19 protein-coding genes and 7 tRNA genes are annotated in these 16,198 nt (G+C 53.0%); 18 read left to right on the top strand and 8 right to left on the bottom strand.

The window, feature by feature from the left end; translation table 11 throughout:
• Positions 1-9: 9 nt before the first annotated feature.
• A complete protein-coding gene (rnhB, locus tag Ga0123462_RS08260) occupies positions 10-615 on the top strand; it encodes a ribonuclease HII (RefSeq protein ID WP_232726415.1) in 606 nt (201 codons plus the stop codon).
• A gap of 7 nt (positions 616-622) precedes the next feature.
• Here the strand turns inward: rnhB and hslU are convergent, their stop codons facing one another.
• On the bottom strand, positions 623-1,957 hold the full coding sequence (hslU, locus tag Ga0123462_RS08255) for an ATP-dependent protease ATPase subunit HslU (RefSeq protein ID WP_100266557.1): 1,335 nt from the start codon (positions 1,955-1,957) through the stop codon (positions 623-625).
• A gap of 8 nt (positions 1,958-1,965) precedes the next feature.
• Positions 1,966-2,523, bottom strand: coding sequence for an ATP-dependent protease subunit HslV (gene hslV, locus Ga0123462_RS08250; RefSeq protein WP_157821321.1), 558 nt, complete (start codon positions 2,521-2,523; stop codon positions 1,966-1,968).
• A 132-nt stretch (positions 2,524-2,655) separates the two neighbouring features.
• Here hslV and Ga0123462_RS08245 point away from each other — a divergent pair.
• The 4 genes from Ga0123462_RS08245 to Ga0123462_RS08230 all read left to right on the top strand — a co-directional run bounded on the left by Ga0123462_RS08245 (position 2,656) and on the right by Ga0123462_RS08230 (position 3,038).
• Positions 2,656-2,732, top strand: a tRNA-Pro gene (locus tag Ga0123462_RS08245).
• 44 nt (positions 2,733-2,776) lie between these two features.
• Positions 2,777-2,853, top strand: a tRNA-Arg gene (locus Ga0123462_RS08240).
• 14 nt (positions 2,854-2,867) lie between these two features.
• A tRNA-His gene (locus Ga0123462_RS08235) sits at positions 2,868-2,942 on the top strand.
• Between the two features lie 20 nt (positions 2,943-2,962).
• Positions 2,963-3,038 (top strand) — tRNA-Lys (locus Ga0123462_RS08230).
• 76 nt (positions 3,039-3,114) lie between these two features.
• Here the strand turns inward: Ga0123462_RS08230 and Ga0123462_RS11380 are convergent.
• A complete protein-coding gene (locus Ga0123462_RS11380; RefSeq protein ID WP_157821320.1) occupies positions 3,115-3,282 on the bottom strand; it encodes a hypothetical protein in 168 nt (55 codons plus the stop codon).
• A 670-nt stretch (positions 3,283-3,952) separates the two neighbouring features.
• On the opposite strand from Ga0123462_RS11380, the gene Ga0123462_RS08225 reads away from it, so the two are divergent.
• The gene (locus Ga0123462_RS08225; protein WP_100265860.1) at positions 3,953-4,378 is read left to right on the top strand and encodes a PilZ domain-containing protein; all 426 of its coding nucleotides are present in this window, start codon (positions 3,953-3,955) and stop codon (positions 4,376-4,378) included.
• A gap of 88 nt (positions 4,379-4,466) precedes the next feature.
• On the opposite strand, the gene gloB is transcribed toward Ga0123462_RS08225, so the two are convergent.
• Positions 4,467-5,255, bottom strand: a complete 789-nt coding sequence (gene gloB / locus Ga0123462_RS08220; RefSeq protein WP_100265859.1) for a hydroxyacylglutathione hydrolase — start codon at positions 5,253-5,255, stop codon at positions 4,467-4,469.
• Positions 5,256-5,297: 42 nt separating this feature from the next.
• Here gloB and Ga0123462_RS08215 point away from each other — a divergent pair, with 42 nt between their 5' ends.
• Together Ga0123462_RS08215 and Ga0123462_RS08210 are read left to right on the top strand one after the other, a co-directional pair.
• Entirely contained in the window at positions 5,298-6,269 is a 972-nt protein-coding gene (locus Ga0123462_RS08215; protein WP_100265858.1) for a cation diffusion facilitator family transporter, read from the top strand.
• A gap of 75 nt (positions 6,270-6,344) precedes the next feature.
• Entirely contained in the window at positions 6,345-6,992 is a 648-nt protein-coding gene (locus Ga0123462_RS08210) for a peroxiredoxin (protein WP_100265857.1), read from the top strand.
• A gap of 64 nt (positions 6,993-7,056) precedes the next feature.
• On the opposite strand, the gene Ga0123462_RS08205 is transcribed toward Ga0123462_RS08210, so the two are convergent.
• Positions 7,057-7,770 carry a YecA family protein gene (locus Ga0123462_RS08205; RefSeq protein WP_100265856.1) on the bottom strand — a complete coding sequence of 238 codons (714 nt, stop codon included), beginning with the start codon at positions 7,768-7,770 and terminating at the stop codon, positions 7,057-7,059.
• Between the two features lie 191 nt (positions 7,771-7,961).
• On the opposite strand from Ga0123462_RS08205, the gene Ga0123462_RS08200 reads away from it, so the two are divergent.
• The 6 genes from Ga0123462_RS08200 (at position 7,962) to Ga0123462_RS11495 (ending at position 10,314) form a co-directional block, all read left to right on the top strand.
• Positions 7,962-8,050, top strand: a tRNA-Ser gene (locus Ga0123462_RS08200).
• A 49-nt stretch (positions 8,051-8,099) separates the two neighbouring features.
• Positions 8,100-8,189 (top strand) — tRNA-Ser (locus tag Ga0123462_RS08195).
• Positions 8,190-8,197: 8 nt separating this feature from the next.
• Positions 8,198-8,707: a DUF2155 domain-containing protein gene (locus tag Ga0123462_RS08190; protein ID WP_100265855.1), complete on the top strand. Its 510-nt coding sequence runs from the start codon at positions 8,198-8,200 to the stop codon at positions 8,705-8,707.
• Positions 8,707-8,783: transfer RNA gene (locus Ga0123462_RS08185), tRNA-Arg, on the top strand. Before Ga0123462_RS08190 ends, Ga0123462_RS08185 begins: the two co-directional genes overlap by 1 nt.
• 170 nt (positions 8,784-8,953) lie before the next feature.
• Entirely contained in the window at positions 8,954-9,268 is a 315-nt protein-coding gene (locus Ga0123462_RS08180; protein ID WP_157821319.1) for a hypothetical protein, read from the top strand.
• A 146-nt stretch (positions 9,269-9,414) separates the two neighbouring features.
• On the top strand, positions 9,415-10,314 hold the full coding sequence (locus Ga0123462_RS11495; protein WP_198507324.1) for a c-type cytochrome: 900 nt from the start codon (positions 9,415-9,417) through the stop codon (positions 10,312-10,314).
• A gap of 60 nt (positions 10,315-10,374) precedes the next feature.
• Here Ga0123462_RS11495 and Ga0123462_RS08170 read toward each other — a convergent pair whose 3' ends face one another.
• Positions 10,375-11,643 (bottom strand): HlyC/CorC family transporter, encoded by a 1,269-nt coding sequence (locus tag Ga0123462_RS08170; protein WP_100265853.1) that lies wholly within the window; start codon positions 11,641-11,643, stop codon positions 10,375-10,377.
• Between the two features lie 10 nt (positions 11,644-11,653).
• The gene (locus Ga0123462_RS08165; protein ID WP_100265852.1) at positions 11,654-12,475 is read right to left on the bottom strand and encodes a cytochrome C assembly family protein; all 822 of its coding nucleotides are present in this window, start codon (positions 12,473-12,475) and stop codon (positions 11,654-11,656) included.
• Positions 12,476-12,631: 156 nt separating this feature from the next.
• Between Ga0123462_RS08165 and ispD the strand changes: the two genes are divergently transcribed.
• Both ispD and ispF read left to right on the top strand, forming a co-directional pair.
• Positions 12,632-13,321, top strand: coding sequence for a 2-C-methyl-D-erythritol 4-phosphate cytidylyltransferase (gene ispD, locus Ga0123462_RS08160; protein ID WP_100265851.1), 690 nt, complete (start codon positions 12,632-12,634; stop codon positions 13,319-13,321).
• An 8-nt stretch (positions 13,322-13,329) separates the two neighbouring features.
• Positions 13,330-13,809, top strand: a complete 480-nt coding sequence (gene ispF, locus Ga0123462_RS08155; protein WP_100266555.1) for a 2-C-methyl-D-erythritol 2,4-cyclodiphosphate synthase — start codon at positions 13,330-13,332, stop codon at positions 13,807-13,809.
• A 7-nt stretch (positions 13,810-13,816) separates the two neighbouring features.
• Here ispF and Ga0123462_RS08150 read toward each other — a convergent pair whose 3' ends face one another.
• Positions 13,817-14,503, bottom strand: coding sequence for a DUF3426 domain-containing protein (locus tag Ga0123462_RS08150; protein WP_100265850.1), 687 nt, complete (start codon positions 14,501-14,503; stop codon positions 13,817-13,819).
• A 106-nt stretch (positions 14,504-14,609) separates the two neighbouring features.
• Here Ga0123462_RS08150 and Ga0123462_RS08145 point away from each other — a divergent pair, with 106 nt between their 5' ends.
• Together Ga0123462_RS08145 and Ga0123462_RS08140 are read left to right on the top strand one after the other, a co-directional pair.
• Positions 14,610-15,290 (top strand): cell division ATP-binding protein FtsE, encoded by a 681-nt coding sequence (locus Ga0123462_RS08145; protein WP_100266554.1) that lies wholly within the window; start codon positions 14,610-14,612, stop codon positions 15,288-15,290.
• Positions 15,287-16,180, top strand: coding sequence for a cell division protein FtsX (locus Ga0123462_RS08140; RefSeq protein ID WP_100265849.1), 894 nt, complete (start codon positions 15,287-15,289; stop codon positions 16,178-16,180). Before Ga0123462_RS08145 ends, Ga0123462_RS08140 begins: the two co-directional genes overlap by 4 nt.
• Positions 16,181-16,198: the final 18 nt, after the last annotated feature.

The raw sequence follows: 16,198 nt of genomic DNA, 5'->3' as shown, positions 1-16,198 counted from the left end.
CGCCCGTGAATGGGCGGGCCGCCATCGCTCGACAACTGGGCTCTTTTCAATATGACTTTGCTGGCGGGAGTCGATGAAGTAGGGCGGGGGCCGTTGGCCGGTCCGGTAGTCACGGCTGCAGTGATTCTGTCGCCGGACGACCCCTATCTGGGCAAGTACCGCGATTCAAAGAAGGTGGCTGAGAAGAAGCGGCTGAAGCTCTATCATCATATCCGCAGGCATGCAGTGGCCTATTCAGTTACTATGGCTTCAATCGAAGAGATCGACGAGCTCAATATCCTGCATGCAACCATGCTCTCAATGCGGCGCTCCGTGGAGGGTCTGTCTGTTGCTCCCTCAAGGGTGCTGGTCGATGGCAACCGGATTCCTGATCTCACCGTGCCTGCCGAAGCGATTGTCGGTGGCGATGATTCGGTTCAGGAGATCGCAGCAGCGTCAATCATTGCCAAGGTGGTTCGCGATCGTTTGATGCAGCGTCTGGATTATCTGTTTCCCGGCTACGACCTTTCAAAACATAAGGGGTACGGTACCAAGGTGCATATGGATGCTCTCAGAGAGATCGGCCCCTCTCCGGTGCACCGTAAATCCTTTGCCCCAATCGCCAGGCTTCTCTGAGGCCTGCTTATAAAATATAACGCGACAGATCCTCATCGGCACTGATTTCGCCGACCTCCCTGCGCACATAATCCGCATCCACCTCAATGGTGCTGCCGCCCCTGTCCGATGCTTCAAAACTGATGTTTTCCAGCACACGCTCCAGCAGCGTATGCAGGCGACGGGCGCCGATATTTTCGGTTGTTTCGTTCACATGCACCGCAATGCGTGCAATCTCCGAGATGCCATTATCGGAAAATTTGATGCTGACATTCTCGGCATCAAGCAGGGCGGCATACTGGCGCGTCAGCGAAGCCTCGGGCTCAACCAGAATGCGGCGGAACTCCTCCTCGCCGAGTGCTCCGAGGTTAACGCGGATCGGGAAGCGCCCCTGCAGCTCAGGAATCAGATCCGATGGTTTGGCCAGATGAAATGCGCCGGAAGCAATAAAGAGAATGTGATCGGTTTTGAGGTGTCCGTAACGGGTATTCACCGTTGTCCCCTCTACCAGTGGTAGAAGGTCGCGCTGTACCCCTTCACGGGAAACCTCACCACCAGAGGCGCCAGCCCCGCTGCGGTGGGTGATTTTGTCCATCTCATCGAGGAATACAATGCCATCGTTTTCGGCGCGAAGAATCGCCTCCTCCTTGATGCTATCCATATCGAGAAGGCGATCGGCCTCCTGTTGCTGGATGACTTTCAGCGCATCTGCGACATTCATGCGTTTGCTTTTTTTCTGGCCGCCCATCATGCCACTCAGCATATCCTTGAGATCCATTGCTTCGGTGCCCTGGCCGGAGAAGAGCTGCATCATTGGCGCTTCCTGCTGTTGCTCCACATCAATCTCAACCTGACGCTTGTCGAGCTCGCCCAGGCGAAGCTTGTGGCGCATCTTCTCGCGAGAATCATTGCTTACTGCATTCGGTTCGCTGCTGTGCGGACCGTTCGGTGCAACAGGATGCGGAATAAGGATATCGAGCAGACGATCCTCGGCCATCTTCTCGGCTTTGGTTTGCACCCGCTTCAGATGCTCTTCGCGTACGATCTTGATGGCGGTATCCACCAGATCGCGGATGATCGTCTCGACATCCCGGCCAACATACCCGACTTCTGTAAATTTGGTCGCCTCCACCTTGATGAAGGGGGCATTGGCAAGTCGTGCCAGTCTGCGGGCAATCTCGGTCTTGCCGACACCTGTGGGGCCGATCATCAGGATGTTCTTGGGTGTAATCTCTTCACGCATAGGTGAGGGGACCTGCTGACGACGCCAGCGGTTGCGCAGGGCGATGGCCACTGCACGCTTAGCATCATCCTGGCCAACGATATAGCGATCCAGTTCGGAAATAATTTCACGCGGGGTCATGGAGTGGCTCACTGCTTCGGCTCCTTGTTAATCGATTCAATGGTGATATTGCTGTTGGTGTAGATGCAGATATTGGCGGCAATGTTCATTGCCTCGCTGATCGCCTCTCTGGCAGAGAGATCACTATGGTTGACCAGCGCCGTGGCTGCAGCCTTGGCATAGGCGCCACCGGAACCGATCGCAGCCACACCATCGTCCGGTTCGAGCACATCACCGTTGCCTGAGATCAGCAGTGTGTTGTCGATATCGGCGACAATCATCATCGCCTCGAGCTGGCGCAGGTATTTGTCGGTACGCCACTCTTTTGCAAGAGAGACGGCAGCACGCATCAATGAGCCGCCATGCTCATCGAGTTTGGCCTCAAAACGTTCAAACAGATTCATGGCATCGGCGGTGGAACCGGCAAAACCGGTGAGAATAGCGCCATCTCTAATCGTGCGAACCTTGCGTCCACCATGCTTAACGACGGTGTCGCCTAACGTGACCTGGCCATCGCCGCCAATGGCGACTTCTCCATTTTTCCGGATACAGCAGATCGTGGTTCCACGCATTTTAATCGAGCTCATGGTACACCTCACTTGCAACAGAAACAGAAGCCCAACTCTAGCGATGATCAGAAGTGACGTCAGCTGCGATTCAGGGATTGACGAACGGGGTTCAGATGCCTATTGTCCGCCGCCTTCGAACAGAGGATCAATCGGGGCGTAGCGCAGCCTGGTAGCGCATCTGCTTTGGGAGCAGAGGGTCGGGAGTTCGAATCTCTCCGCCCCGACCATTCCTTTTTTGAAGTTGTATCAAGCGATTGACGCGATCTGGCGAGCGCCTGTAGCTCAACTGGATAGAGCAACGGCCTTCTAAGCCGTAGGTTGCAGGTTCGAGCCCTGCCAGGCGCGCCACTGGATAATGTATGGTGGACGTAGCTCAATGGTAGAGCCCCGGCTTGTGATGCCGGTGGTTGGGGGTTCGAGTCCCCTCGTCCACCCCATTTATACATGATTCAGATATGGGCCGTTAGCTCAGTTGGTAGAGCAGCTGACTCTTAATCAGCGGGTCGTAGGTTCGAGCCCTACACGGCCCACCATATAAGACCTTGTTTTATAAGGTGGAATTTAAAAGGAGCCCTTTGTGGCTCCTTTTTTCTTTATCCTGATTTATTGTCATCTGATAAAGAGCCCGTAAATCGCCAGCATCAGAAGAGCTAAACCCACAAGATAGGGTAGCAGGCGCATGATTTGGGGTAGCAGCAGAACCACAATCATGGCCAGGGCAAATGATCCGGCAATATCAAAAAAGAGTGGATCCGCAATAATCTCATCAAATGTCATTTCTACATTCTAGGTGCGAGGTGATGGTGTTAGCAAATGAGTACCTTTGCCCGGGTGAAAAAAAAGCCCTCCCGGAGGGGAGAGCCTTGAAACTGTCGTCATCAGCTATCAAAAGCTGGTGGTTGAATCGGCACCTGTATCATTACAGGTAGGAGGTGATGACTCCCAGGGTGCCGATTACTGCTGTCACCATGACAATGGTGAATATCTGGTCTTTTTTGATCTGCTGAGCGGTCATGTTATCCTCCTGTGATTGCATAGCGGGGTGAACTGTATCGAGGCCAAGGCGATGAGATGTGATGCAAGTCACGGGCTATCTCTTCACTTAAGTCTTACGGCAAGCGACAGGTTAAGGGGATGATGCGACCGGGGCTCCCGAAAAACTTAGGGATGATTTGTAACTTCGGTTGTGTATATTTATCACATGATTGTTTAAGGGGTTCCTTCATAAAGATTGAACATGAAGCCATGGAGGTTATCATGAAAGTTGCCGAAAAATTCAAGTCTGAGAACTGGGCGCTGATTATTGCCAGCGTTATTATGATTGGCCTGGTTGGGGTTGCTTCAACAGTTCTTTAGCTCTCGTATGGGGCATTATAGTTTGCCTGCTGAGTGTTAACAGTTAGAAACACGCGACATCGCAGGGGTTTCGCGTATACACTTTCCCATCATGGACGCCGTAGACAACGACATTATCGATAAAATTAGTGATATCGCCGATCAGTTGCCAAAAGAGCAGCGCCGGCAGCTTCTCGATCTGATCTCCACCTGGCAGACCAATACGCGCTATGCCCCGCGTGAGGCTTATTATGAGATGCTCACCTTCACCTCGAATCGAGGCAAGCACTCCGGACATGCCCGAGATGTCAGCACTACCGGGCTATTCATTGAGACCACAGAGAGCTTCGAGGTTGGCGACAGGGTTAATCTCGAACTTACATTTATTTCAGCCCCCAACCCTCTCCGTTTAAAGGGGGCCGTTGTGCGCAAGACAGAAAATGGAATAGGTGTGCGTTTCGACATGAGAAGCAAGTCGCATGTGAGAGAGATGGAGTCGATCGTTGCCAAGATGAGGCTTATCTTCAGAGGGGGCTAGTCCCGCATATTCCGGCTCACTCTTGCTTCTCAGTTTTCACAGCCGCTTGGAATCTCTTCAGGCTTACAATTCTTATTTAAATTTGGTTCTAAAAACGGTCTTTTCTATCCCGGATATCTGTAAACACCTTTTCGGGGTTTGCATCAACGCCTCTTAAGCTGGCGTAATAACGACAGAATTCAGCATTTAATGGCCTGAGAAAAGGGTTGGTGCTGATCTCATCGGCGATGGTGGAGGGAATGGTTGGCTGGTGATCTGCCCTCAACTGTTTAGTGCGAACAGTGCGTTCGACCAGTAAGCCATTGCTGGGATCCACTGTTTGTGCAAACTCAAGATTGGCAAGGGTATATTCATGAGCGCAGTAGATTCGGGTTTCCCCGGCCAGTTCTGCCAGCCGGGTTAAACTGTTCCACATCTCTGTTCTGGTACCTTCGAAAACTCTTCCGCAGCCCGCACCGAACAGCACATCACCGCAGAATAGGGCATCGTCTATCACATAAGCGATGTGGCCACTGGTGTGCCCGGGCAGTTGAAGAACCGTGATCTCCAGACCGGCAATGCGGGGAGGGGACTTTTCTGAAACTGCAATATCGATGGCCGGAATGCGATGCGCATCATTTGCAGGCCCGATCACCTTGCAACCGAACTTCTGTTTCAACGCCTTGTTGCCATCGGTGTGATCCCAGTGATGATGGGTGTTGATAATGTGAGTCAGCGTCCGGTCATGCGCTTTGCAGAACCGGGAGATGCTTACGGCCTCTGCCGGATCCACTGCGATAAGCGCACCGGAATTGTGTGCATCAATCAGATAGATATAGTTATCCTTCAGTGCGGCAAACTGATGGACTGTGAAATTACTATGTTGGTATGACCACATGTGCAGTAGCTTAGCTCGATTTAGGTCAACAGGGGAGTAGTCATGTCGAACGGTTCAACAAGGGCGGTGTTAACGGCCGTTGCCGGTAATAGCATGGTAACCGTTGCCAAGTTTATCGGTTTTGCACTGTCCGGCTCCAGCGCGCTACTGGCCGAAGCGGTGCATTCGCTGGCGGATACTGCCAATCAGGCGCTGCTCTATCTCGGTCTTCGGCGCTCTCAGCGTGAGGCCGACACAAGCCATCACTTTGGCTACGGGCAGGAACGCTATTTCTGGAACCTGGTCTCCGCCGTTACCATCTTCTTCCTTGGCTGCGTTTACACGGTTATGCATGCGGTTGAGCAGTTGCAGGACGAGCATACTCCTGAACTGACATGGATTCCGTTTCTGATTATCGGTTTTGCCTTTATCGTCGAGGGCTACTCTTTCTTCGTAGCCCTCGTTGAATTCCGTCGTCAGAGCAGGGAGGCCGGGAAAACATTCCGGACATATTTTGTGGAAACGCGTGATCCGACGACGCTGGCTGTGCTGATTGAGGATGCGGTGGCTGTGTTTGGCCTGATTCTGGCACTGGCCGGTATGGCGCTGGCCGCATATACCGGTTCAGCCATCTTCGATGGTGTTGCCGCGATCTGCATCGGCCTGTTAATGGGCGGATTGGCCTGGTTTCTTGCCGCCACAAACAGGAAATATCTGCTTAACCGCTCCGACGATGAAGTCAATAATGTGGCGATCCGCCTCTGGCAGGCAGATGATAAGGTTCAGCATATCGAGCGGGTCAACAGTATTGTACTATCTCCCGATGACACACTGCTGATGGCGGAGATCGAACTGCGCGAGGAGGCGATATTCTCCAACATGAGTGATGAGGAGATTCGTCAGGCAATCCGCTTTATGCGTAAACTTGGGGAGATTCGTCATGCGCTTGAGGAGGATGTCAGCCGTATTGCTCCTGTGACGCGTCATATCTTTATCGAGTTCACAACCCCGAAGGATAAACCTGATAATGAGTAGGGTGGTGCGGTGACGGAAAGTTTACTACAATTGCTTTTCAAGATTTTAATTCAAATATTTCCGGAGGAATGAATAATGAGTGTACTGGTAGGCAAACAGGCCCCTGACTTTACTGCGGCTGCCGTGATGGCGGACGGTTCGATCAATGAGGGCTTCTCCCTCTCAGACTATAAAGGAAAGTATGTTGTCCTTTTCTTCTATCCGCTGGACTTCACCTTTGTGTGCCCATCCGAACTGATTGCATTCGATCATCGTATCAAGGAGTTCGAGGCGCGTGGTGTTCAGGTAATCGGTTGCTCGATCGATTCCCACTTCAGTCATGTGGCATGGCGCAATACTGCCGTTGATGCTGGCGGTATTGGTCCAGTGGCTTACCCGCTGGTTGCGGATCTCTCCAAAACCATCGCTGCCGACTATGATGTGCTGATCGATAACGATTCTGTTGTGGATGAAGATGGCGATGCCATTCACCTGCTGGGCGGCACCATTGCGCTGCGTGGCTCTTTCCTGATCGACAAGGATGGTGTGGTGCAGCATCAGGTAGTTAATAATCTGCCGCTGGGTCGCAATGTGGATGAGATGCTGCGCATGATTGATGCCCTGCAGTTCACCGAAGAGCACGGAGAAGTATGTCCTGCCGGTTGGAACAAGGGTGATAAAGGCATGGTTCCTGATGCGGACGGTGTTGCATCCTACCTCGCGTCCGAGGCAGGCAAGCTCTGATTTTTCACTGCTTATAAAAAAGGCGGCTCGAATGAGCCGCCTTTTTTATTGCCTGAAATAGGCTTTAAACGTGTCTGGCAACAAGCTCCAGCCAGTAGTGAACAAGTGTTTTACTGTATTCATCTTCGCCAGCATTTTCCAGACGAGTCAGTAGATCATCAACGTAATCAATCGGAATGTGATATGCCGATCCGGAAGTTTCCCAGCTGTCGCCAGACTGCATCAGTCGCAGGCCTACGATATCATCGATATCGAAAATGCTGCTGGCAGAACTGTCTTCAATGGTGATTGGTTCAGAGCCAGCATCTGGGTGCCGCTCTATTGTAAAGCTCTTGTTGGTTTGCACATCGCTGACACGATAGAGGCGCAGAGGGCGCTCTGCCAACTGGGAGAGGTAGCTTTTCTGTTCATCATCCAGGCCAAGGTCGGCATTCAGAATCAGTTTCAAGGCGCTGTTCTCGCCTTCGATTTCATCGAACTTACCTTCTGCGACCAGCTCTTCAAGAAGGTTTACATCATGGATACTACGGATGCCAGGGTGGGCGGTGCTGATCCCCTGTCTTTGCTGTGGCGACAGGTCTTTCAGCCATACCTTGTCAACCCAATTAGAAATCTCTACCTCATGGGCGCGATTGATCCAGCCGAGTGCAATCTGGACGCCGCGGCGACGGTTGGAACGGCTTGCTCCTGCGCCGCTATCTTTGGCCAAACAGCACTGCTTGTATTTTTTTCCGCTGCCGCAGGGGCAGGGATCGTTGCGTTGAACTTTACGGGCCACAATATCTCCTGATGTACGCTGTGAGGATTTCTGCGGCGACTCTAATGCAAAATGCAGGTAGATGTTAAGCCTGAAACCAAATTATTATTCATTCCCATCTCTGATGATGATTGCCATTGCCATCTCACAACTCCATGCTATCTTTCCGGCCCTGAAATTTCCGGGCTGGAAAGTTTCGGATTTGTAACGAAGGAAGGGTGACAGAGCTGGCCGAATGTACCGGTCTTGAAAACCGGCGTAGGGAAACCTACCGTGGGTTCGAATCCCACCCCTTCCGCCAGTTATCGTGGCATGATATTGCTACGATGAGGATGACGAGATGGTCCAACGGAGAGATGGCTGAGTGGTCGAAAGCGCGCCCCTGCTAAGGGTGTATAGGCTAAAACCTATCGAGGGTTCGAATCCCTCTCTCTCCGCCACTCGTGTGATGGGGCGTTTCAACTCGGTTGTTCTGCTTCTTCTTGTTTTCGCTATGGGCCTGTTGTTAACGGGCTGTGAGCAGGAAAAGGCTAACCAGATCGAGTGGCAGCTGCCGCTGGAGAAAAAGCAGGATCCTCATTCCGGTCAGGTTGCGGATGCAGTGCCTGAATGGGCTGCTCTACAGCGTGGTGAAGCGGAGTTTGTCTGGCTTGAAAAGGCCACGGCCCGTCTTCACAGTTCGACGGTTGCTTCAGGCGGTGTGGCAGAATTTTCAGGCTGGGAAATCCGGCTGTTAGGTTTGGCCACGGGTCTCAGGACCGAAAATAGAGCTTTTCTGAACGATGGAAATGTGGATAATCCCGCCGCCTTCGTAGTGATCAGCCGGGATGGAGAGATTCACTACCGCGGCTGGCTCTATCAGAAATTTCCGGAGTTGTTCGGTATGGACGATCCGGCATGGAAAGTTTGGCTGAAAGGCATTACGCTTCGGCCCGCTTCGCAAGAGGCACACAATTAGCTCCCTTAGCTCAGCTGGATAGAGCATCTGACTACGAATCAGAAGGCCGGGCGTTCGAATCGCTCAGGGAGCGCCATATAGAAAGGGCTCGCGGAAAACCGCGGGCCCTTTATCTTTTCAACCGATTTCAATTTTTTTGGCACTCAATTTCGATGTGTGGATTTGAGACATGATGCAAATCTGTTGTTCATTCACTGGAATTATGTCTATAGTGATTCTCCAGATAATCCTATCAAGGGGGAAATAATGAAATATTTACTAATGATGTTTATGGCTTTGGGCCTGACGCTTGCCGGATGTTCAAGTGAAAAAGCGGAAGCTCCGGCTCCAGCACCTCAGGCTGAAGCTCCGGCCGATGAAGGCATGGTTTCCGATCAGGTTACCGAAGTTGTGGATGAGGCTGTTCAGGCAGCCGGTGAGGCAGCTGACGCGGCTGTCGAAGCAGGCGAGGCCGCAATGGATGCAGCAGCTGAAGCCGCAGGTGATGCGGCCGATGCTGCCAGTGAGATGATGGCTGATGAGCCGGCACCAGTGGCACCTGAAATGCCAGCTGCACACTGATTGTGTCGATGCGGGGCGCTTAGTTTCCCGCTAGTTGAAATAGAAGGCCCACAGAAGACTGTGGGCCTTTTTTTATTACAGATTCACTCCGAAATCAAAATCCTGGGCTATACTTATAGTTCGCACACCCAATCAGGAGGGAACGAATGAGATATATTTTAACAATTTGCATTGTTGCAGCCATAGCGATAATCGGCTGTAAAGGTGAAAAGGAGCAGGCTACAACATCTGCACCAGCGGTTACCACTCAGAGTGAGATCTCTTCAGAAGTTTCAGCTGACGCCGAGGGGGCGGTCTCAGAAGAGGAACTGTCCATAGATGTTGAGGGGGAGGCGGGTACAGATTCTCCTGCTGAAACAGCCGGGATCGTAACAGCCGATTCGAGCACTGCTGAAACCGATGCTCTGGCGGCAGATAAGGCAGCAGACAAGGCAGCAGCAGACAAGGCAGCAGCAGACAAGGCAGCGGCAGATAAGGCAGCGGCAGACAAGGCAGCGGCAGACAAGGCAGCAGCAGACAAGGCAGCAGCAGACAAGGCAGCGGCAGATAAGGCAGCGGCAGATAAGGCAGCGGCAGATAAGGCAGCAGCAGACAAGGCAGCGGCAGACAAGGCAGCGGCAGATAAGGCGGCGGCAGACAAGGCAGCAGCAGATAAGGCAGCAGCAGATAAGGCAGCAGCAGATAAGGCAGCAGCAGATAAGGCAGCAGCTGCAAGTGCGGGTAGTGCCACTGCAGGTGCCGGAAAGGTTGGCAAGTGCAAGGCATGTCACACCTTTGATTCCGGCGGGGCCGATAAGATGGGGCCAAACCTCTTCGCCATTCACGGCAGGAGTGCCGGTAAGGCTCCCGGTTTTAAATACGGAAGCGACCTTCAGGCAGCAACATTTGTCTGGGATGAGCAGAAACTCGCTTTGTGGGTTTGTGACTCACCATCTGCGATTAAGAGTCTGACCGGAAACAGCGGCGCAAAAACCAAGATGAGTAAACAGAACAAATGTGGTGGCGATGCGCAGGATATCGCTGCTTATTTGAAGTCACTCAAGTAGAAATTTCTATATTGCAATGAAAAAGGCCTCCGCTCCGGAGGCCTTTTTTGTGAATCTGTTCTAGTTGCCAGCCTGCTGCTTGGTAAGTCGGACCCGCCGTATCCATTCGCCGCGAAAGCTCAGCACTTCAACGTTCAGGTCGGCAATAGCCAGACATAGCCTTCCTTCGGGAACATCGCCGAGAAGCTGGACGATCAGGCCGCCTATGGTGTTTGCACCCTCTTCAGGCAGGTCGCTATCCAGAGTCTGATTTATATCGTGCAGTGCCACTGTTGCCGCAACCACGATGCTGCCATCCGGTTGGGGCCACATGTCCAATTGGGGTGGAAGGTCAGATTCATCGTGAATTTCTCCGACGATCTCCTCAATGATATCCTCAAGTGTTAGCAGGCCTTCAATATCTCCGAACTCATCCACGACAACTGCCATGTGCTGGTGGTTGGCCTGAAAATCGAACAGCTGCGCCAGTGCATTCTTGCTTGCCGGAATATAGGAGGGCGTTTTCCAGATCAGGGCATCACGCAAAGGGATCTCCCGGTGCTTCAGCTTGAGCAGATCGCGCAGATGAACAATGCCGATGAGATTGTCCGGCTCGTTGAGATATACCGGATAGCGGGAGTGGGGGGCTTTGGAAACCTCCCTCAATGTTTTCCCGACGCTTAAGTCGCCATCCAGCAAGTGCATGTTCGGCCGCGGAGTCATCAGCGCTTTGACCGCCACCTCGTGCAGCGTAAGGCTGTTGTTGAGCATCTGCTCACGTGCCTGATCAAGTACGCCTGATTCGGCGCTCATATCGATCAGGCTGGCAAGCTCCTTGTGGGTGAGTGGCGTATCCTCTTTTGCAGGCACACGCATGAGACGTTTAAGGATGCTGATAACCATGTTCAGGATTTTCACCAGTGGCCCCAGCATGGTCTGGGTCATGTGCATGGGGCCTGCAACCCGGCAGGCAATGCTCTCCGCATGCGCTACAGCGATCGTTTTGGGAAGGATTTCGGCAAAAATCAGAACGACCACGGTCATGGCGACAGTTGCATAAAGGATGCCCGCTTCACCGAACTTGGCGACAAACAGGGCTGTTGCCAGTGCCGATGCGGCGATATTAACGAAGTTATTGCCCAGCAGAATCGTGGAGAGCATGCGCTCGGGGTGGTCCAGCAGTTTTTCGGCTTTCTGTGCGCCCCTGTCACCATGCTCCTGGCGGACGCGAAGTTTAACCCTGCGAGCGCGAGTCAGCGCTGTTTCAGAGCCAGAAAAAAATGCGGAGAGCAACAGCAGGAATATGAGGATTCCAACTGTCAGGGGGATTGAGAGATTTGCAATGTCCATTTTTAGGGGGTCAGTTTATCCAGGTGTTAATCAATTTGACGCCAAAGTAGGCAAGAATGAACAGCACATAGGCCGTCAGAACTGCCCGACTGGCAATTCTGGTCGGCCAGCTCGCCTGGCTGCGCTTAATCAATAGCATAATGAGTACTATCAGGGTGAATACTGCCAGCAGAACCTTGTGATTGAGTAGTGCAAAATGCTGGTACTCTGTCCACTGCCAGAGCAGTCCGGTAAGGATACTGATCGCAATCATGCCGGTGGCAATTTTAACCTGCGCGATCATATGACGCTCGATCTCAACCAGGGAGGGGAGCGCCTGTATCAGGCCGAAGGAGCGTTTTTTCTTCAGTGCCCGATCGAGAAGAATCTGCATCAATGCATGAATCGCCGCCAGTGTCAGTACTGCATAGGAGGTAAGCGCAATCAGCAGATGTCCGGTCTCCAGCAGCGATGAGGTGCGCACCCAGTTCGGCGCATGCGCTTCCGGAAGAATCGGGGTCAGCAGTAGCGGAATGGCAGTCAGCGGCAGCAGGAAAAGGCCTAGCCCCTGAATACCGTGGCGGAGAATTCCAAATGTATAAACCACCTGCACAATCAGTGTAAATACCGCCGTACTGGTGGCAAGCGTAAAGTTGATGCCTTCAGTAGTAACCGATTCCAGCAGGTGGATGGCCCAAACATTTGCACCGATCGCAACTGCCATAAGGCTTGCGATGGTGCTGGAAATCGTGCTGCTTTTTCTGTCATGGGGCTGTTTTGCATCGCGCCAGAGCATGAATGCACCGACCAGTGTGATCAGGGCGGCTGCAAAAAACAGAATCGATGACGTCATTTCACTTCCTTAAATAGGCACTTGTGCTCTTGAAATACTGAACAGGCGGCATGATAGCAGGGTTATATCCGATGAATAGTAACTGTGCAACGGCGTGGACATCGGACTGATGCTAACCAAGTTGACCATGTCGGTAAAAGCCGCACAATCGGGACAATGAAAGTTGGCCTCTTATTACTCGCTGCCGGTAGTGGTAGCAGATTCGGTGGTCCGGTGCCCAAGCAGTATGTCGAGGTGCAGGGAAAGCCGCTGTTTCTCTATACGCTGGAGCATCTGGCAGCCGATTCACGTATCAAGGTTGTGCAGCCGGTTATCTCGGAAGGAGATATCCGTTTTGAGCAAATGATCAAGGGGCAACACTATCCGTTTGATTTGAGAAAACCTGTAAGCGGTGGGGCAGAGCGTTCGATCTCCATGCAGCGCGGGTTAAATGCGATGCCGGATGATGTGGAGCTGGTGGCGGTTCACGATGCGGCAAGACCCTTGCCCAGCCCTGAACTGCTGGCCGATGTGCTGGATGTGGCCGAGCGCTTTGGCGCGGCTGTGCCGGGATTACCTCTGACCGATACGGTGAAACGGGTGGATGCAGAAGGGAAAGTGATAGAGACACCCGACCGCAATTTCCTCAGAGCGGTGCAGACGCCGCAGGTAGCCCGAAAAGCGTGGTTTGAAAAAGCACTGGAACTTGAGGAGGGGCGGTTGCATCTGCACACCGATGACGCCTCACTGCTGGAGGCGGCCGGCTTTGAGGTCCATGTCAGCCGGGGCGATATAAAGAACAGGAAAATCACTACTCAGGAAGATCTCGGGTGGCTGGAGTCGCAGTTATTGGCAAGGGGGCTATAACAGTGAAGTTGGATATTCGGATCGGACACGGTTTTGATGTGCATGCGTTTGCGAAAGGCCGGAAGCTGATACTTGGCGGTGTCGAGGTTCCTTATGAGATGGGGCTTGCAGGCCACTCTGATGCGGATGTGCTGATCCATGCACTGTGTGATGCCCTGCTGGGAGCCGCCGGTATGAATGATATCGGCCACCATTTTCCAGACAGTGATATGCAGTATAAGGATGCCGACAGCACGCTCCTGCTGGTCCATGTCATGGGGCTGCTCAGAGAGAAGGGGTGGGGTGTCGGAAATGTGGATATTACGCTGATGGCTCAGGCTCCCAAACTGGCCAGCTATATTGGGAATATGAGAGCGAGGATGGCTGGCCTGCTTCAGCTTGAGCAGGATGCAGTCAATATCAAAGCGACAACAACTGAGAAGCTCGGCTTTGTTGGGCGCAAAGAGGGTATTGCCTGCGAGGCTGTTGCCCTGATCGCAAAACTCTAAGGCGCAGTTATCCCAGGCGCGGGGTGAGCATGATATCACCTGCGGATTCCGGCACAGATTCGATTACAAGAACAAATTCCCTGCGGCTCAGCGGTGCCGCACGCTTCAACTGGTCCGGCATAGCAAACGGGGCATGGGTGATGGTTTCGGTGCCCGGTATTTCACTGATCGGAAGAAGTCTTTTCTCCAGAACCTGATCCGGTTGAGTGTTCGAATAGAAGGTAACCTCAATCGCTGGGTAGGGAACACTGCTATCCAAGAGGTTTTCAATGGCGCCTGATACAACCAGAACCCGGCTTGAATCATCACGGGTTGTCCAATCCATGCCAACACTCTCAGGAACGATCAGCCAATCCTTCTCTCTGGTCTGTATCGGAAGATGAATATTGATCAATGTGCTGCGCAGCCATCTGTTATCCAGCCATGCATCTTTCTGAAACCAGATGCCTGCGGCTGAAATAATAAGCAGGACTGTAATCAGCCATGGCCAGAGATGGGGTGGATTATGCGCCGGAGCAGTGAGCTCAGGCGCCGCTTCTTCAACGGTAGTTTCGGTCAGCGGGTTGATATCCGGGTGCTCCTGGGTCGGCTCAGGCGCGAACGCGGATCCGCACTGACTGCAGATTACGCTGTCGACCCCGATTTCAGTCTCGATTTGGTAAGTTTTCAGGCAGTGAGGACAGGTGATTTGCATGCCCGCATCTTGAATCGTCGTTTTCGATTTGTCAGCAAAGCGGCAATGACTTATCTGTTTGATCGGACATGGTGACATTGCTGCTGCCGCAGGCTACCGTTTCCACATGTCGCACGAATTACCCCTGATCCAGATGCAGCAGCTGATGTTACGTTACCCGACGGGCAAGGTAGCGCTTTCCGGCGTTACTCTGGATATTCCACAGGGCCAGTTTGTCTATTTGATCGGCGAAAGTGGTGCGGGAAAATCGTCATTGATGAAGATGCTCTACGGCGGTGTGCGTCCAAGTTCCGGTCAGCTTTCCATACAGCAGATTGATATGCGCCAGGCGAGTGAGGCCAAAATCCGAAACATCCGGCAACGCACCGGCATCATTTTCCAGGATCACAAGCTGCTCTTCTCGCGCACCGTATTCGAGAATGTGGCGTTACCGCTTCGTGTGCAGGGTTGGAAAACCGATCGTCTGATTCCGCGCGTGCGCAAAGTGCTGGAGTATGTCGGCCTTGCCGATCGTCTCTGGTCCTATCCGGAAGCGCTTTCTGGCGGCGAACAGCAGCGTGTGGCGATTGCCCGGGCAATGACTGCCAATCCCACCGTTATTCTGGCCGATGAGCCCACCGGAAACCTTGATGTTGATACCGCAAGCAGGGTACTCGACTATCTAATGGACCTTAACCGGCAGGGGACTACTGTCATTATGGCGACGCACGACCTGCATCTTCTTGAGTCACACCCCGGACGCGTTATTCAACTGCATGCCGGATCTCTGGCAAGGGATAGCCTGTGAAAAAAAACAGTGCAAACGAACTGATTCCCGAGAAGGTGAATCCGAGGCTTCCGGGCGGATTTCATCTGCCTCCATTTGGAATTCACCAGACACTTGCGGTGATCATTGTCTGTATTGCCCTCTGGGCGGTAGGGGCAATATGGCTGGGCGTACAGGCGGCGAGCCAGTGGGTAGGCGGCTGGCAGGATGATATCCATGTTCATGTTTATCTCGACAACTCCAAATCGGCTCAGGAGGAGGAGCTGGCTAGCGCCCTTGAATCAATCCCACAGGTCTCCTCTGTGCGCAGGATATCTCAGGCTGAGGCGGCTCGCTGGATGCAGGAGTGGCTGGATAGCGCCGGTCTGAGTCAAAAGGAGTTGGCCGAGCGTTTGCCGATCACATTTGAACTCTCTATCAATGATGAGAAGGCGGAGTTTCTCTTCACAGATATTCGCGATGCAGCCATGCGGTATGGTGGCGAGGTGAATGAGAGCGAAGTCAGCATGGCAAAGGCACACGAGTGGATTTCCCGGGCGGAATACCTTGCCTTGTTCGCCTCGCTGATTCTGGCACTGGCCATGGCCCTGATTATCTCGAATACCCTGCGTATGATGCTGTTGGCCCGTGCTGACGAGATCCATCTGATGCGTCTGATGGGGGCCAAGGAGTGGTTTGTGCGTATGCCTTTCATTCTTGAGGGAATGCTCCTTGGCGGAGTGGCAGGCATTGCTGCATGGCTTATGCTCTGGCCGTTGATTCTTGGGGGAGAGGAGTGGCTCGGGATGCTTCAGGTTGATCTCAACGCCTGGGTTCTGTTGCCGCCTCTGCTGCTTGGGGGGGCTTTAGTTGGTGCTTTCGGCGCAGTTGTTGCGACTGCACGTGTGGTTTCCACCGAACACTCTGGTTGAATTTTCAGGAATTGACGA

Origin of the sequence: Mariprofundus ferrinatatus, assembly GCF_002795825.1 — a bacterium.
Taxonomy (GTDB): Bacteria; Pseudomonadota; Zetaproteobacteria; order Mariprofundales; family Mariprofundaceae; genus Mariprofundus; species Mariprofundus ferrinatatus.
This window is presented reverse-complemented; position numbering and strand designations above follow the sequence as displayed.

Coding starts and splice junctions, on each gene's coding strand:
- rnhB (WP_232726415.1), top strand. CDS start 10: ATGGGCGGGCCGCCATCGCTCGACAACTGGGCTCTTTTCAATATGACT.
- hslU (WP_100266557.1), bottom strand. CDS start 1,957: ATGACCCCGCGTGAAATTATTTCCGAACTGGATCGCTATATCGTTGGC.
- hslV (WP_157821321.1), bottom strand. CDS start 2,523: ATGAGCTCGATTAAAATGCGTGGAACCACGATCTGCTGTATCCGGAAA.
- Ga0123462_RS11380 (WP_157821320.1), bottom strand. CDS start 3,282: ATGACATTTGATGAGATTATTGCGGATCCACTCTTTTTTGATATTGCC.
- Ga0123462_RS08225 (WP_100265860.1), top strand. CDS start 3,953: ATGGACGCCGTAGACAACGACATTATCGATAAAATTAGTGATATCGCC.
- gloB (WP_100265859.1), bottom strand. CDS start 5,255: ATGTGGTCATACCAACATAGTAATTTCACAGTCCATCAGTTTGCCGCA.
- Ga0123462_RS08215 (WP_100265858.1), top strand. CDS start 5,298: ATGTCGAACGGTTCAACAAGGGCGGTGTTAACGGCCGTTGCCGGTAAT.
- Ga0123462_RS08210 (WP_100265857.1), top strand. CDS start 6,345: ATGAGTGTACTGGTAGGCAAACAGGCCCCTGACTTTACTGCGGCTGCC.
- Ga0123462_RS08190 (WP_100265855.1), top strand. CDS start 8,198: ATGGGGCGTTTCAACTCGGTTGTTCTGCTTCTTCTTGTTTTCGCTATG.
- Ga0123462_RS08180 (WP_157821319.1), top strand. CDS start 8,954: ATGAAATATTTACTAATGATGTTTATGGCTTTGGGCCTGACGCTTGCC.
- Ga0123462_RS11495 (WP_198507324.1), top strand. CDS start 9,415: ATGAGATATATTTTAACAATTTGCATTGTTGCAGCCATAGCGATAATC.
- Ga0123462_RS08170 (WP_100265853.1), bottom strand. CDS start 11,643: ATGGACATTGCAAATCTCTCAATCCCCCTGACAGTTGGAATCCTCATA.
- Ga0123462_RS08165 (WP_100265852.1), bottom strand. CDS start 12,475: ATGACGTCATCGATTCTGTTTTTTGCAGCCGCCCTGATCACACTGGTC.
- ispD (WP_100265851.1), top strand. CDS start 12,632: ATGAAAGTTGGCCTCTTATTACTCGCTGCCGGTAGTGGTAGCAGATTC.
- Ga0123462_RS08150 (WP_100265850.1), bottom strand. CDS start 14,503: ATGCAAATCACCTGTCCTCACTGCCTGAAAACTTACCAAATCGAGACT.
- Ga0123462_RS08145 (WP_100266554.1), top strand. CDS start 14,610: ATGTCGCACGAATTACCCCTGATCCAGATGCAGCAGCTGATGTTACGT.